This is a genomic window from Siminovitchia acidinfaciens (genome assembly GCF_003605385.1).
Lineage (GTDB): Bacteria > Bacillota > Bacilli > Bacillales > Bacillaceae_C > Siminovitchia > Siminovitchia acidinfaciens.
In genome coordinates, this window is record NZ_QYTV02000005.1 from 255,091 (window position 1) to 269,544 (window position 14,454).

General features: G+C 43.2%; 15 protein-coding genes. 1 reads left to right on the forward strand and 14 read right to left on the reverse strand.

What is annotated here, in order from left to right; translation table 11 throughout:
* Positions 1 to 72 precede the first annotated feature (72 nt).
* The 8 genes from D4T97_RS13360 to rpsU all read right to left on the reverse strand — a co-directional run bounded on the left by D4T97_RS13360 (position 73) and on the right by rpsU (position 6,572).
* A complete protein-coding gene (locus D4T97_RS13360; RefSeq protein ID WP_126051243.1) occupies positions 73 to 1,047 on the reverse strand; it encodes a PhoH family protein in 975 nt (324 codons plus the stop codon).
* Positions 1,048 to 1,049: 2 nt separating this feature from the next.
* Complete coding sequence (gene yqfD / locus D4T97_RS13365) at positions 1,050 to 2,237, reverse strand: sporulation protein YqfD (protein ID WP_126051244.1); 1,188 nt, start codon at positions 2,235 to 2,237, stop codon at positions 1,050 to 1,052.
* 11 nt (positions 2,238 to 2,248) lie between these two features.
* Positions 2,249 to 2,533: a sporulation protein YqfC gene (yqfC, locus tag D4T97_RS13370; RefSeq protein WP_126051245.1), complete on the reverse strand. Its 285-nt coding sequence runs from the start codon at positions 2,531 to 2,533 to the stop codon at positions 2,249 to 2,251.
* Positions 2,534 to 2,597: 64 nt separating this feature from the next.
* Positions 2,598 to 3,086: a hypothetical protein gene (locus tag D4T97_RS13375; protein WP_126051246.1), complete on the reverse strand. Its 489-nt coding sequence runs from the start codon at positions 3,084 to 3,086 to the stop codon at positions 2,598 to 2,600.
* Positions 3,087 to 3,436: 350 nt separating this feature from the next.
* On the reverse strand, positions 3,437 to 4,432 hold the full coding sequence (gene floA, locus D4T97_RS13380; RefSeq protein ID WP_126051247.1) for a flotillin-like protein FloA: 996 nt from the start codon (positions 4,430 to 4,432) through the stop codon (positions 3,437 to 3,439).
* A 23-nt stretch (positions 4,433 to 4,455) separates the two neighbouring features.
* A complete protein-coding gene (locus D4T97_RS13385; protein ID WP_126051248.1) occupies positions 4,456 to 5,763 on the reverse strand; it encodes an NfeD family protein in 1,308 nt (435 codons plus the stop codon).
* A gap of 176 nt (positions 5,764 to 5,939) precedes the next feature.
* Positions 5,940 to 6,386, reverse strand: coding sequence for a GatB/YqeY domain-containing protein (locus tag D4T97_RS13390; RefSeq protein WP_126051249.1), 447 nt, complete (start codon positions 6,384 to 6,386; stop codon positions 5,940 to 5,942).
* A 12-nt stretch (positions 6,387 to 6,398) separates the two neighbouring features.
* A complete protein-coding gene (rpsU, locus tag D4T97_RS13395) occupies positions 6,399 to 6,572 on the reverse strand; it encodes a 30S ribosomal protein S21 (RefSeq protein ID WP_007087607.1) in 174 nt (57 codons plus the stop codon).
* A 175-nt stretch (positions 6,573 to 6,747) separates the two neighbouring features.
* Between rpsU and D4T97_RS13400 the strand changes: the two genes are divergently transcribed.
* Complete coding sequence (locus tag D4T97_RS13400) at positions 6,748 to 7,683, forward strand: Na/Pi symporter (RefSeq protein WP_126051250.1); 936 nt, start codon at positions 6,748 to 6,750, stop codon at positions 7,681 to 7,683.
* A gap of 471 nt (positions 7,684 to 8,154) precedes the next feature.
* On the opposite strand, the gene D4T97_RS20545 is transcribed toward D4T97_RS13400, so the two are convergent.
* From D4T97_RS20545 to prmA, 6 genes are all read right to left on the reverse strand, one after another.
* Positions 8,155 to 8,307, reverse strand: coding sequence for a hypothetical protein (locus tag D4T97_RS20545; RefSeq protein ID WP_164525573.1), 153 nt, complete (start codon positions 8,305 to 8,307; stop codon positions 8,155 to 8,157).
* Positions 8,307 to 9,758: a carbon starvation CstA family protein gene (locus D4T97_RS13405; RefSeq protein ID WP_126051251.1), complete on the reverse strand. Its 1,452-nt coding sequence runs from the start codon at positions 9,756 to 9,758 to the stop codon at positions 8,307 to 8,309. The genes D4T97_RS20545 and D4T97_RS13405 overlap by 1 nt, the downstream gene beginning before the upstream one ends.
* Before the next feature lie 895 nt (positions 9,759 to 10,653).
* A complete protein-coding gene (deoC, locus tag D4T97_RS13415; protein ID WP_126051252.1) occupies positions 10,654 to 11,313 on the reverse strand; it encodes a deoxyribose-phosphate aldolase in 660 nt (219 codons plus the stop codon).
* 70 nt (positions 11,314 to 11,383) lie between these two features.
* The gene (gene mtaB / locus D4T97_RS13420) at positions 11,384 to 12,733 is read right to left on the reverse strand and encodes a tRNA (N(6)-L-threonylcarbamoyladenosine(37)-C(2))-methylthiotransferase MtaB (RefSeq protein ID WP_126051253.1); all 1,350 of its coding nucleotides are present in this window, start codon (positions 12,731 to 12,733) and stop codon (positions 11,384 to 11,386) included.
* Positions 12,734 to 12,738: 5 nt separating this feature from the next.
* Positions 12,739 to 13,491 carry a 16S rRNA (uracil(1498)-N(3))-methyltransferase gene (locus D4T97_RS13425; RefSeq protein ID WP_126051254.1) on the reverse strand — a complete coding sequence of 251 codons (753 nt, stop codon included), beginning with the start codon at positions 13,489 to 13,491 and terminating at the stop codon, positions 12,739 to 12,741.
* Between the two features lie 11 nt (positions 13,492 to 13,502).
* Positions 13,503 to 14,441, reverse strand: a complete 939-nt coding sequence (prmA, locus tag D4T97_RS13430; protein ID WP_126051255.1) for a 50S ribosomal protein L11 methyltransferase — start codon at positions 14,439 to 14,441, stop codon at positions 13,503 to 13,505.
* Positions 14,442 to 14,454 lie beyond the last annotated feature (13 nt).

Consider the following 14,454-nt stretch of genomic DNA (forward strand, 5'->3'; position numbering starts at 1 on the left):
TGTCAAATATAGCAGGTCCTAGCAGTAATGACACTACAAACTTTGATAAAATTAATGAAACAACCCCTGAACTTATCGTCCTGGGGTTGTTTCATTTTGAGCATAGGCTTTAATCACTTTACCAACAAGAGGGTGGCGGACAACGTCGCCTTCTTCAAAGTGGATAAAGGAAATTCCCGGTACTCCCTGCAATATGACTTCAGCAGTCGCGAGCCCAGACTTTACTCCGGGAGGAAGGTCCACCTGGGTGGAGTCGCCTGTAATGACCATCTTCGATCCAAAGCCGAGCCTCGTCAAAAACATTTTCATTTGAGCATGTGTCGTATTTTGAGCTTCATCCAAAATGACAAACGCATCATCAAGTGTTCGCCCCCTCATATAGGCGAGCGGTGCAATTTCAATCGTTTCCCTTTCAATCAGCCTCTGGGTATGCTCCGCCCCTAGGACATCGTGGAGCGCATCATACAAAGGCCGGAGGTACGGATCCACTTTTTCCTTTAAATCACCTGGTAAAAACCCGAGGCTTTCCCCGGCTTCAACAGCGGGACGGGTTAGTATTATTTTATTTATTTTTCCACTTTTCAGTGCAGCTACAGCCATGACGACCGCAAGATAAGTTTTACCCGTGCCTGCCGGCCCAATACCAAACACAAGATCGCTTTTGCGGACTGCTTCAATGTAATGACGCTGCCCCAAAGTCTTAACCCGAATGACTTTTCCTTTCGCATTACGGGTGACTTCCTCCTCGTATAGCTCAGAGAAGTATTCTATCTTTCCTTGTTTTGCCATCTGGGCCGCGTAAACGGTGTCCCGAAGTCCGATCCGGATTCCGCGCCTCATGACAATGATCAGCTGTTTGATTGTCTCTTCTGCAAGGGCGGCCGCTTCAGCAGGTCCTGCAACGCTCAACGCTTCTCCGCGAGTAACAATTTTGACACCAAATTCATTTTCCAATGTCTTTAAATTGCTATCACCATTACCAAAAAGAATAGGAGCTTCATCATCGTTGTCCAGCTGTATTTTTTTTGTTATGAATTCATCTGTCATTTTTAATCTCCTTGAGTGATCGGTTTCTCTAATGCAATATTTTCTATCACTTGGAAATACATTGTCAGCTTTACTTTACCATTCTCCACTTCTTCATGCAAAATAATCTCATCATCTATACGTGCATCCTCGGGAATATTTTTAATCAGATCTCTTCGCGCCAGCTCTTTCGCCGCTTCAGCTGCTTCTTTTTCGGTAAGAGAACGGTTATATTCTTCCGTCGCTCGGACTGTTTTCTCAATATAAGCTACAGGAAGTTCTTTTCCTAGAAAACGAACTGGATGAACGTCGGCCTCCACTTCATATGTGTCAAATCCTGCCTTGCCGAATCCCCAAACCGGCACCGAAAAAGAGCCGAACCTCAATAGATGTGTTCTTTTTTCTTCACCATTAAATATTTGAAAGGTTGACTGCAGCGGGAACTCAGCGTTCGTTTCGTACCATGTTTTACCCCAAACCTCTCCACGTGCAGAAATTATTTTTGTTTCATTTTCATTGCCTATTGTACCTGAAACAAGTATCTGACCCTTTTCCACAAATTGATTCACTTTAACAAGCGGTTTTCCTTTTTCCACAAACATTTTTTCAACAACCGCTTTTTTGGCTGCTACAAGATGACCTGGTGACCGCCCTTCCTGTTTTTTAGGCTCCGTTTTTTCCACGACTTGGAAATGAAAGGTTGTCCCTTTTAACTCCACTCCGATCCATGTAATATTATCAACGCGGTCCGTCAATCCACGTTGAATCTTTTCAAGATCCTGATTTAAAAAGTGGGAGGTGCCAACCCGGACACCCAGCTTTGTCAGCTCTTTCCTGATTTTATGCTCGGTTTCGGGGTTGGCCCCTTTGATTTCAATCCCCCAAGTAATATTTGAAAGCATTGTGATTAATATTAAAAACAACACCATTCCACCTAGAAATCCACTGTTTTTAAACAATCTTTTCCATAGAAAAGGGGCCCCCTCACCGCGAATGAACGAAATTCGGCATTCAAAACGACGGGCAGCTTTCCTCAACTTATGTATATCTTGAAGTGAAATATAAAAAAGAATGGCATCCGACTTGAGACGATTCACTTTCCATACCGCAATGCCGGCCCTCGTCATTTTGTTTAGCAGGAGCTCCAATCCTTGTCCATCCACCTTAACCAATACCCGGCCCGATAGAAAGGTCATCCAACGGTTCTTCATTTGTGCCACTCCTATTCTTTCAAATACAAAACTTCGTTTATTTTACCTTCCAGCAATATTTCTTCCGGCAGTATTGTTTTGATTACGAAGGATTTCCCTTTTATTAAAAGCTGTCCCTGCTTTAGAAGCAGCCTCAGCTCCTGATCGGAAAAAGCAAGGAGGCCCTTATGATTCTCGATATAAATGTGCAATTGGCCGACGATTGTTACACGCGGGAGGTCCATCATTACATCGGGCGGCAGTTCCATTTTTTCTGTAGCCCATTTGCGAAATCGGTGTGTCCATTTTTTCGCCATGAAAAAGAACCCCCTTTCATCTCATATGTATGAGTTGAAAGGGGGTTTCATCACTCTATTTTTCTTAGCGGCCGTATCTTCTTTTAGCTCTTGGCGGTCCAAGGACCTCTGACATGATAATGCCTTTGACAATATCGTCTTTTTGAAAAAAAGATTCCATTTGTGGATCTGCCGCTTTTAACTTTTTAACAGCTTCCGCTTTTTGTTGAAATTCACGAGCTTTTTTTTCATAAACTGCTGCTTCTCTTTGAAGCTCCTCGATTTTACTTTCGGATTCAGCCTTTTTTTCCTCAAGCTGCGGCTGCATTTGAGAAAGCAATATTTCTGCAGCTTCTCTCAGACTCCTAGGACGTTCCGTCTGAACAGGATTTGGCTTTTCCAGGGATGGCCTATCTACAGGAGGCATCCAGCTCTCCCCCTGCCTAGATTGAGTTGGCCGGTTATTCGGTTTTGTGGGCTGTTCGCGATTGGCAGCCCGTTTCTTTTGTTCACTAGCCCTGTTTACGAAAAAGCTGATCAGGGCTATGATAATGATCGGTAAAAACTGTTCCAAAGGAGTTACCCCCTTTCATTTAAGAAGAGCGTAAGTGCCCGCTTAGTCCTGACAAGCACAAGACTATTCCCGAGGAGGCAGGCATTCAGCCAAGCGGCTGACTTCAATAACATCTTGAAAATCCTCTTCGAGTAAGCTTCTTGCAGCTTTGCTATGGTCAGACCATCCTCGATGCTACGCCGCTGCACTTTCTTCCTTGTGGGCTTGTGACCTCGAGGGGCTGGGAGTAAAAGGCAGGCTCAATCAGCGACTTCCTTCCGTTTTGCCTGCACTGGCACCCCCTGTGCGTCGCCGAAAAGTTAATTGTCCACTATCCGCATTTACACTTTACGCATTTTATTTATTGAAAATTACTCCGGCTTTTTGTCATCCTTCGGTCTCGTCATTCTCCCGATGGAATCACGCATATCTGTATCCGCATCAATGTTGCGAAGCGATAAATAATCCATTACTCCAAGATTGCCTGATTTGAGGGCTTCTGACATGGCCAGCGGCACTTCTGCCTCTGCCTCGACCACTTTTGCTCTCATCTCTTCAACGCGAGCCTTCATTTCCTGCTCATTCGCAACAGCCATTGCCCTTCTTTCCTCGGCTTTGGCTTGAGCAATTTTTTTGTCTGCCTCGGCCTGGTCCGTCTGCAACTGGGCACCAATGTTTTTACCTATATCAACGTCGGCAATATCAATGGAAAGAATCTCAAACGCCGTACCTGCATCAAGGCCTTTTGCTAAAACGGTCCGGGAAATCATATCAGGGTTTTCAAGTACCTTTTTATGATTATCGCTAGAACCGATTGTAGAAACGACCCCTTCACCGACACGGGCGATTACAGTCTCTTCTCCTGCACCCCCGACGAGTCTGTCAATGTTCGCACGAACTGTAATCCTGGCTTTAGCCTTTACCTCAATACCGTCCATTGCAACACCCGCAATGAAAGGTGTCTCAATAACCTTAGGGTTAACACTCATTTGAACAGCTTCTAAAACATCACGACCTGCAAGATCGATAGCTGCAGCTCGTTCGAATGTCAACTCAATATTCGCGCGTTGAGCCGCAATCAGCGCATTGACCACTCGGTCCACGTTACCGCCCGCCAAATAGTGGCTCTCAAGCTGATTTGTTGCCACAGGAAGCCCTGCTTTGTGGGCTTTAATCAGCGGTTCTACGACGCGCCTTGGAATGACCCTTCTTAATCTCATCCCAATCAAAGTGAAAATACCGACTTTTACTCCAGCGGCCAACGCGGAAATCCACAGGCCAATCGGAACAAAGGTGATTAAAACAGAAACAACAATAATCGCTATGACAATTATGACCAATAAGAATAGTGTCTCAGCACCAAGCATTCCTTTTCCTCCTCATCATTACATTAAACAGGCCGAACGACAATGCGTGACCCCTCTACCTTTACTACTTTAACAGTTGTATTGTTTTCAATAAAGCTGCCTTCCGCAACTACGTCCAGACGTTCATCATCAACCTTGATAGTTCCGGATGGTCTTAACGGCGTGACTGTCACTCCCTCACGCCCGATCAACTCCAACCTGTTTACGTTTGAAACATAGCCGCTTTCCGTATTCGTCGAGTCAGTCAATATGAACTTCCTGAATATATTCACTCTTTTACCAAACACCTTTAACATGATTATTATTAATATAAACGCAAGGAGCAAAGCAGTTACAATGGACATTCCCATTTGGACGACATTTTCTCCTGCCAAAAACATGCTGCCGATGACTGCAACTGTTCCAAGAATACCTAATATTCCACCCGCGACAAAGATTTCAGCTGCAATCAGAATGAGTCCGACAACAAATAGAAGAATAGCTTCATAACCGGCGAACCCAGCAACATAATGGCCGTAAAAGAATAGCAGTAAAGCGGAAAGACCCATCCCGCCCGGCAAACCAAAGCCCGGCGTATACAATTCAAGTACAAGTCCGAGGCTTGCTATTGTCAACAGTATCGGGACGACAACCGGATTGGTGATCAGCCTAGCAAGAGACTCGGCAAAGGAAGGCTCAACCGAATGAATCTTGGCATCCGTCATTCCAGCAGCTTTGAGAAGTTCATCAATGTTGTTGACAGTAGCTTCGGAATATCCCACTTTAAGTGCTTGATCAGCTTCAAGTGTCAAGAGCTTTCCATTTTCTTTCAAGTCCGGAAGGTCAACCTTCTTACTTGCCATCGCTTTGGCAATTTGCGGGTCGCGCCCGCTTTTTTTTGCTGCAGCTTCCATGGCTGCAAGCCACATACTCTCTGCTTTTTCACCAGCGGTATTGCCTTGCTGATCAATGACCGCAGCAGCCCCCATGACAGCATTTGGCGTCATATAGATTTCATCTGTATGCAAAGCTATATAAGAGCCTGCCGAGATGGCCCATGAATTGACAAATGTGACCGTTTTCACATCCGTTTTGGCTATCCTGTTTCCAATATCCCGCGCAGCGTCGACAGCTCCTCCCGGAGTGTTCATATCAAAAACGATCATATCCGCTTTTTCTTTTTCTGCAGTACTGATCGCCCTGTCCAAGAACGCGTTCAAGCCTTTTTCGACATCATCCTTTATTGGAATGACATATACATTATTTTCTTTCCCTTCAGCCTGAACAGGTAGAAATGATATAACCCCCGCTAAAATAAGAAAAACAGAAGCTAGAATCCTCTTCAACAATATCCCCTCCCTTCATAAAAAACCCGTCATTAAACATTACGGAACGCAAGGGAAAAAGTTTCATGTTTCTGCTTCTATTATACCTTAAATCCCAAAAGGAATTTAAATATATTATTTATGTAACACAGGGGTCTAACAACAAAGCCGGAAAGCATATGCTTTCCGGCTTTGTTTCCTGTTTATGACAGATGCCGTTGAACAAGCTTACTGACAAGTGTTCCGTCCGCTTTGCCCTTTACTTTAGGCATTAGAGCGCCCATTACTTTGCCCATATCAGCCTTCGTTGATGCGCCTGTATCAGCAATTGCTTTACGAACAAGTTCTTCCACTTCATCATCAGACAGTTGTTCCGGCATATAATAACTTATAATACTAAGTTCTTCTCTAACTTTCTGAGCGAGATCTTCTCGGCCAGCTTTTTCAAATTCATGGAGGGAGTCTTTACGCTGCTTCACTTCGCGAGAAAGGACTGTCAACTCTTCATCTTCTGATAATTGCTTATTACCCTGTTTGATTGCTTCATTTTGCAATGCAGCTTTGAGCATGCGAATGACAGAGAGCTTTTCTTTCTCTTTGCTTTTCATTGCCTGCTTCATATCCTCGTTCAAACGATCAAGAAGATTCATTGGTCCACCCTCTTAAAATTTACGTTTTCTTGCGGCTTCAGATTTTTTCTTACGCTTAACGCTTGGTTTTTCATAAAACTCGCGTTTTCTAGCTTCTTGTAGAGTCCCTGTTTTAGAAACAGTACGCTTAAAACGGCGAAGAGCGTCCTCAAGAGATTCATTTTTGCGAACTACTGTTTTTGACATCTAACTTTCCCTCCCTCCGAACATAGCGATCACAATTACATGCCAATGGATCGAAATCCATGTACTTAGCAATTATATTATAACAATTATTTCTGGTCAATGGATTGAACGGAGTAATTGGATTTTCTTGCATGTCCGAGAGTTTGAGCCCATATCATTCAATAGGGGTGAGGACATGCTCTACATTTTTTTATTTTTTTTATTGGCTGTATGCTTCTTGCTGGGCATGACTTGGATGAGAATCGGGCTTTTCAATTTATCGGGAAGTGCGTTGGAACGCTGGCTTCGGAATGTGACAAACACGCCGCTGAAAAGCATGTTCGCAGGAATTTTTATGACAGTTATCCTTCAGAGCAGCTCGGCGGTGACAGTCATTGCCGTCGGACTCGTATCAGCAAGAATACTGACTTTCCCTCAGACAATCGGAATTATACTGGGAACAAATATTGGGACTACCGTGACTTTGGAAATCCTTTCTTTTGACTTATCAGTTGTCATTATTCCCCTTTTAACAGCGGGGGCAATCTGCCTCTTCTTTCGAAGCGCCAAAGTTAAAAGCACCGGCTTTATTTTTATGGGGATCGGCATAATCTTTGCTGCCATGAACGGCTTCGGATGGCTATCCAGTCCGCTGACCAGCGTTGACTATGTACATAATTTCATTGTACGAATGGAAAATAGTATGTTCTACGCTTTCTTGATAGGCGTACTGCTTACTGCTGTCATCCAGTCGAGCACGGTTGTTACCGGCATTGCCATGAGTTTTATCGGAACAGGCATCTTCAGTTTAGAAACTGGCATTCTCATCATGATGGGATCCAATATCGGGACTTGTTCCACAGCGCTTTTGGCGGGGATTGGAGCGGGGAACGAAGCACGGCTTACAGCATATGCCCATTTATGGCTGAATATTATCGGTGTCTTGGCTTTTTTACCGTTCATATCCTTCTTGGCTGATTGGAGCATTGTTCTAACAGCAAATCCGGAAACTCAACTCGCACATGCAAGCGTCATATTCAATATCATTTGCTCGGCAGCAGTTCTGCCCTTTTCGCATCAGTTTGGGCGATTCATCATTAAGATGCATAAAAGAAGCCCTAGAATTCGATAGATGCCATCTGAAAGTTTTAAGTTGAAGAACAAGTAGTTGTGAGATATCAACGGAAGCATGCAAAGTTGTTAGCCACATCATTTCTATTACTGCTAATTCCCACCGCAGGTAAGCTAGGTCCGCCTCGCCAAATAAAAAGGAAAAGCTTCTCCGAATAAGCATCTCACGATGGAAATGCGAAGCATTTTCGAGGAGTCGCCGCCTTCCACTGTAACTTTTAAATCTCTATGTAGTGCCTCGGGCTAATGTTGATGAGCACACAATATTTAATTCAATTTATATAGCTATCGAGATATCAAATCTTTTTGCCACTTCGGTAAATTAGCCCATCTTTGTGACTATCATATCTGGCTCACAAAAGTGGTAACAACCTAAAATTTCGATTAACCCTCAATTCAGATTTAATCTCAATTAGGCCATCCAGATAATCAACTGACTTTCTGGATGGCCTCATCTTTTCATATTTGATTATTATTTAACTAGCAAGAAAGCCACTATTGCACCAGCGACGATGGTCGCGCCGAGAATTTTAATGAAAAAGGGAAGTGATTCCTTCCCTTTTTCATTAATCTTTTCTTCTTTCTCATTGACAGCTTTTCTATATTCGGGACCGCAGCAGCCCATTAGGCCACCCTGTTCCAATTAGAAATATCATCTTCAAGCGGTAGGTTCATTGTACGGTTTTTCCTAGCGGCTTTAAAGAATAGGGCCACCAGAAAAGCTGCACCGATAAAGCCGCCAATCCACGCGGTATTCATCGGAAGATTAAAGCCGATTTGTGCATTTAAAATATAGGTGATGACCATGACAAGCATGAACGTTCCGGGAACAAGCGAAATATAGTAATTTTTCTTTGCTATATACAGGTACATCGCACCTACGAATAGAGCGATGACAGCAGTTGCCTGGTTGGCCCAGCTGAAGTATCTCCATAGTATGTTAAAATCGATCTGCGTCAAAACAACAGATATTGCAAATAATGGAATGGCAATCCATAAACGGCTGCTGAATTTCTTTTGGGCAATATTGAAGTATTCTGCGATAATCATACGCGCACTCCGGAAAGCTGTATCACCGGATGTGATTGGAAGAACAACAACGCCAAGGATAGCAAGCGTTCCGCCAATTGCTCCAAGCATAGCTACAGATACTTCACTTACAACAGCACCAGGTCCACCTGCTGCCAACACTTCATTCAAACCATTATAGCCGCCGAAAAGGCTCATTCCTGCTGCAGCCCATATCATTGCGATAATAGCTTCTACAATCATCATACCGTAGAAAATTTTACGCCCTTGTTTTTCCTTCTGCGTCGTACGCGAAATAATCGGTGTTTGCGTTGCATGGAAGCCTGAAAGGGCCCCGCATGTTATCGTAAAAAAGATCAAAGGGAAGATCGGTAAATTGTTAGGGTGGAAGTTCTTGAACGAAAGTTCAGGAATCGGCGCCCCAGTAAAAACCAATCCAATCCCCACTCCTACCGCACTTATTAAAAGCAGTGCTCCAAAATAAGGGTATAAGCGCCCAATGATTTTATCAATTGGCATTAAAGTAGCTAAAATATAATATAGGAAAACAGCTGCGATAATAACGCCCAAGGCAATCTTTCCATCCATTAAAACATGGAGTAGACTAGCAGGTGTTGAGACGAAAACAGTACCAACCAAAAGAAGAAGCAAAACTGCAAAGCCGTTGACGACATGCTTCATCACTTTTCCTAAAAACTTGCTGGCAAGTTCAGGTAAGTGTGCTCCGCGATTACGGATAGAAATCATACCAGTCAGATAATCATGGACTGCTCCTGCAAAGATGGCACCGATTACAATCCAGAGAAAAGCTACAGGACCATACAGCGCTCCCATAATCGGCCCAAAAACCGGGCCAGTACCGGCTATATTTAAAAGTTGAATCATGGAATTTTTAGACGTGCTCATAGGGATGTAATCAACACCATCGCCATTAACATATGCAGGAGTAGCTCGCTCCTCCTTTACCCCAAATACCTTTTCAACAAATTTGCCATAGGTAAAATACCCTATGATTAAAAGCGCAATCCCAGCTAAAAATGTATACATATGCCTCCCCCTTCTAAATAATATAAATGAATGCGTTTACATCTATATTATATTAAAGTTACAGATGTCTAGGGCAGTATTTGGATTAAAAGGTAGAAAACTTGGTTTAAGATGTATTTATAAGCAATTATTATGCATCTGACTTAGATAGCTTTCATTATATTTCAAATTTCAAGGCTTTCCCTCAATGCCTTTACATAATTCTGGCTTACTGACAGCAATTCTTCTTTTTCTTCAATTTCCAATTATAGGCTCCATTAAACCATGGAGTCAGTCGAGTGACATGTTTAAGATTAACCAGATTCTTATGAAACATACCGGTCAGCACTCCGACGACAATAGTCTCGCAAGCCCACAGGAAAGTGCTGTGAATCCACCCAATGTAAATCGATGGATCCCCTAATCAAGGCTGCCCTATTCCAAGCTTATATCCCCCTAAGCAAGCCAACGTATACAATACCGATCACCCGGGAATTAGCACAATTGCCTCGTCTGCGGATAGATAGACAAATCAGCGATCATTATTCAAGTTTCCACACTAAGTCTATAACCTAAATACGTGCCGATGATTGCAAAGAACCAAAGAAGATAATCGCAGTTTGCTGCTGCCTGCGATTAAGCTTCTCCAGATAAATCATATTTCTAAAAAAGTGGAACCTAGTCAATATAAGGCAATTGTTACGATAATGCCAGCATCTCAAACATTGTAATCAAGGGTTCAAACATGAAATATTCCCCTATTAGAAAATGAGACGCTTTCCATGATTTTTTGTCAATTACACATAAATAGCAAGAAGCACAAAATATTTAATTTGTTCGGCTGGAAGTGTTACCTGGAATTAAAAATTATGCCAGCCCTGAAGAAATAGCTCCGTTCCTCTTACAAAAAGATGCCTCAATTACTGTTCATAATTTTAACTCCGGAGCTTGCCCCAATTCTATTTGCGCCAGCTTTGATCATTTTCTCAGCGTCTTCCTTGGAGCGGACTCCACCGGATGCCTTTACTCCCATTTGGCTTCCAACAGTTTCCCGCATCAACGCTACATCCTGTTCAGTTGCGCCTCCGGTTGAAAAGCCTGTTGAAGTTTTAACAAATTCGGCACCGGCCCGTTTCGCAATTTCACATGCATTCCTTTTTTCATCTTCATTTAAAAGACATGTTTCAATGATTACCTTGACAAGCGCTTTTCCTTTTGCAACAGAAGTGACAGCTTGGATATCTTTTTCAACAAGGTCTAATTTTCCGCCTTTTAAGTCCCCGATATTTACTACCATATCCACTTCCGTAGCCCCTTTTTCAATGGCATCTTCTGTTTCAAATGCTTTCGTTTCAGGTGTAGAAGCCCCCAGTGGGAATCCGATGACTGTACAAACTTTTACATCCGTATCTTTCAATAGATCGGCCGCATATTCAACCCACGTTGGATTTACACAAACGGAAGCGAATTGATATTGTTTAGCCTCTTCACATAAAGTTTTGATTTCATCTTTTGTTGCATCAGCTTTCAATAGTGTGTGGTCAATCATTTGAGCTATATAATTTTTTTCTAGCATATTTTTGTCCCTCTCTCAACTTTTATTTTTAAACCTTTAAAAAAACTGCAGCTTATCGCTGCAGTTCTTTTTATACCACCATAGAGGCCGGGGCATCTTCATCCATTACACGGACAAACTGCCCTTCGCTGTATGGATATCCAGCTTTTGTTATTTTGACCCTTACAAGCTTGCCGACCATTTCCTCTGTGGCCGGAAAAACAACTTTAAGATAATTGTCGGTATATCCTACATATAAGCCGTTGTCAGGGCTATCTTTGAACGGCTCTTCAGGAATGACTTCAAGAACCTCGTCCTCAAATTTGGAAGCATATTCTTTTGCCAATTGGTCCGAAAGTGTAATTAAGCGGTGAACGCGCTCGTTTTTGACACTCTCATCAATCTGATCTTTCATCCTGGCTGCAGGCGTCCCGGTTCTCATGGAGTATGGGAATACATGAAGCTCAGAGAATTTATGCTCTTTTACAAAATTATATGTTTCCATGAATTCATCTTCGGTTTCACCCGGAAAACCAACGATGATATCCGAAGTGATCGCCAGATCAGGCAATGCTTTTTTCAATAGTTCAAGACGTTCTGCAAAAAACTCCATCGTATACTTACGGCGCATTCTTTTTAACACTGTGTTTGAGCCTGATTGAAGAGGTATGTGCAAGTGTCTTACGACAAGCTTGGACTTATCGATGACATCAATGACCTCATCCGTAAGCTGGCTCGCTTCAATGGAGGAAATCCGAAGTCTTTTCAATCCTTTCACTTTCGCTTCAAGATCACGGAGCAAAGCTGCCAGATTGTAGTCTTTCATGTCCTCACCGTAACCACCTGTATGAATCCCGGTTAATACAATTTCTTTATATCCGGCATCTACAAGTTGCTGTGCCTGGCGGATAACTTCTTCAGGATCCCGAGAACGCATTAATCCACGTGCCCAAGGAATGATGCAAAACGTACAGAAGTTGTTGCAGCCTTCCTGAATTTTAAGAGAAGCACGTGTTCTATCAGTAAATGCAGGAACATCCAGCTCCTCATAAACACGGTTTTTCATGATATTGCCTACACCATTAATCGGCTGGCGCTCATTTTTATATTGCTCGATATAATCGAGCATCTTCACCCGGTCCTGGGTTCCCACAACAACGTCTACTCCGGGAATAGCCATGATTTCTGCCGGTGAAGTTTGTGCATAACAGCCGGTTACACAAATCACTGCATCAGGATTTTTCCGAATTGCCCTGCGAATGACCTGCCGGCTTTTCTTATCGCCAGTATTAGTAACTGTACACGTATTGATGACATAAACGTCAGCAGTATCTTCAAACTCAACCCGTTCATAGCCGTTATTTTTAAACAGCTGCCAAATGGCTTCCGTTTCATAGTGGTTGACTTTGCAGCCTAATGTATGAAATGCCACGAGAGACATTAAAATCACCTCATTAATTCAAAGTGGTAGGAAACTGCCGATAGAGCATATAACGGAGCAGTTTCCGTCCTTAATATTCTTGGGCCAAGCCCACATAAAGTAAATCCATGACTTTTCAGTTTAGCAGCTTCCTCGTCCGCAAATCCGCCTTCAGGCCCAAAAACCAATAATAGTCGGTCACTTGGAGAACAAGAGGAAAGCACTTGCGCGAAATTGCCTTTTTCACCGTCTTTTGCTGCTTCTTCGTAGGCAATTGCCTTATGACTAAAATTTTTTCCAAGGTTTAGCAATTCGCTGAAAGATACAGGCTTCACGATTTTTGGAATGACTTGGCGATGAGATTGCTCAGCAGCCTCTTTCGCTATTTTTTTCCATCGTTCCAGCTTTTTCAAGGACTTTTTCTCTTCCCATTTTACAACGGAGCGAGTCGCAATGAAAGGGACAAATTGTGAAGCGCCCAGCTCTGTCCCTTTTTGAATGATCCATTCCCATTTATCCCCTTTGGGCAGCCCGCTCGCTATTGTCACTTGAACAGGGAGTTCTTTCCTTGTTTCTTCCCATTCAGCAATGCGAACTTCCACCGAAGAGTCGGCAATATCAACAATGATCCCTTTTCCGGCTTTTCCTCCATTAAATACGATCCACAGCGAATCACCTGTTTTCATCCTCATCACGCGGACGATGTGATGGAAGTTTTCTCCTGAAAGTACAGCAGTTTCCTGCCCCTCATACATTTCATCTATGAAATACCGTTGCATGTCTCCACCTTCTAATTCGTGCGTTTAGAAATAAAAGCCACCCAGTCGTCCATACTGATCACTTCTTCTATGGAAAAACCGGCTTGAGTCAAGGCATTAGAAACAGCCTCTTTTTTCTGGTCTATGATCCCTGAAGCAACAAAATATCCATTTGGTTTGACCGCCTCTGCTGCCTCTGCTGCAAAGGAAATGATCACTTCAGCCAAAATATTGGCCACAACGACATCAGCCGCCTCCTCAATACCATTAAGAAGATCGTTTTGACTGACTGAAACTTTTTCTTCAACCCGGTTCAAGGCAACATTTTGAATCGCCGCTTCCACCGCAACATCATCAAGATCAAGCGCAGTCACTTTCTTTGCATCCAGCAAAGCTGCAGCGATACTTAAGACACCTGACCCTGTTCCAACGTCGATCACATAATCTCCCGCTTGAACAGTCTTTTCAAGAGCCTGTATACACATGACGGTTGTCGGATGGGTGCCCGTCCCGAATGCCATCCCTGGATCAAGTTCAATGATCAACTCATTTTCAGCTGGAGTGTAGTCTTCCCAGGTCGGAACAATGGTAAAACGATCGGAGACTTGGACAGGATGATAATATTTTTTCCATGCTGTTGCCCAATCTTCTTCTTTCACATCCGATAGTGTGATTTTGTTTTTACCAATATCAATTTGAAAGTCGACAAGCTTTGATATATTTTGCTTGATGATTTTTACGGTTTCGCTCAAGCTTTCCGTATTTGCCAAGTAGGCCTTGATGATGACCCCTTCTTCAGGGAAGTCCTCGGGATTCAATTCGTATATTTCGCCGAATCGATTTTCCCTCACCCTTAAAAAATCCGCCCGGTCCTCAATCGCCAATCCGCTTACTCCGGCTTCATATAAAATATGGCTGACAGGTTCAACGGCTTCGTTTGTTGTGAGTATACTCATTTCAGTCCAATTCATTTGGCTGCTCCAT

Excerpts from the sequence above, each read along its gene's own strand:
- D4T97_RS13360 (WP_126051243.1), bottom strand. The coding sequence starts at position 1,047 with ATGACAGATGAATTCATAACAAAAAAAATACAGCTGGACAACGATGAT.
- yqfD (WP_126051244.1), bottom strand. The coding sequence starts at position 2,237 with ATGAAGAACCGTTGGATGACCTTTCTATCGGGCCGGGTATTGGTTAAG.
- yqfC (WP_126051245.1), bottom strand. The coding sequence starts at position 2,533 with ATGGCGAAAAAATGGACACACCGATTTCGCAAATGGGCTACAGAAAAA.
- floA (WP_126051247.1), bottom strand. The coding sequence starts at position 4,432 with ATGCTTGGTGCTGAGACACTATTCTTATTGGTCATAATTGTCATAGCG.
- D4T97_RS13390 (WP_126051249.1), bottom strand. The coding sequence starts at position 6,386 with ATGAATCTTCTTGATCGTTTGAACGAGGATATGAAGCAGGCAATGAAA.
- rpsU (WP_007087607.1), bottom strand. The coding sequence starts at position 6,572 with ATGTCAAAAACAGTAGTTCGCAAAAATGAATCTCTTGAGGACGCTCTT.
- D4T97_RS13400 (WP_126051250.1), top strand. The coding sequence starts at position 6,748 with ATGCTCTACATTTTTTTATTTTTTTTATTGGCTGTATGCTTCTTGCTG.
- D4T97_RS20545 (WP_164525573.1), bottom strand. The coding sequence starts at position 8,307 with ATGGGCTGCTGCGGTCCCGAATATAGAAAAGCTGTCAATGAGAAAGAA.
- D4T97_RS13405 (WP_126051251.1), bottom strand. The coding sequence starts at position 9,758 with ATGTATACATTTTTAGCTGGGATTGCGCTTTTAATCATAGGGTATTTT.
- deoC (WP_126051252.1), bottom strand. The coding sequence starts at position 11,313 with ATGCTAGAAAAAAATTATATAGCTCAAATGATTGACCACACACTATTG.
- mtaB (WP_126051253.1), bottom strand. The coding sequence starts at position 12,733 with ATGTCTCTCGTGGCATTTCATACATTAGGCTGCAAAGTCAACCACTAT.
- D4T97_RS13425 (WP_126051254.1), bottom strand. The coding sequence starts at position 13,491 with ATGCAACGGTATTTCATAGATGAAATGTATGAGGGGCAGGAAACTGCT.
- prmA (WP_126051255.1), bottom strand. The coding sequence starts at position 14,441 with ATGAATTGGACTGAAATGAGTATACTCACAACAAACGAAGCCGTTGAA.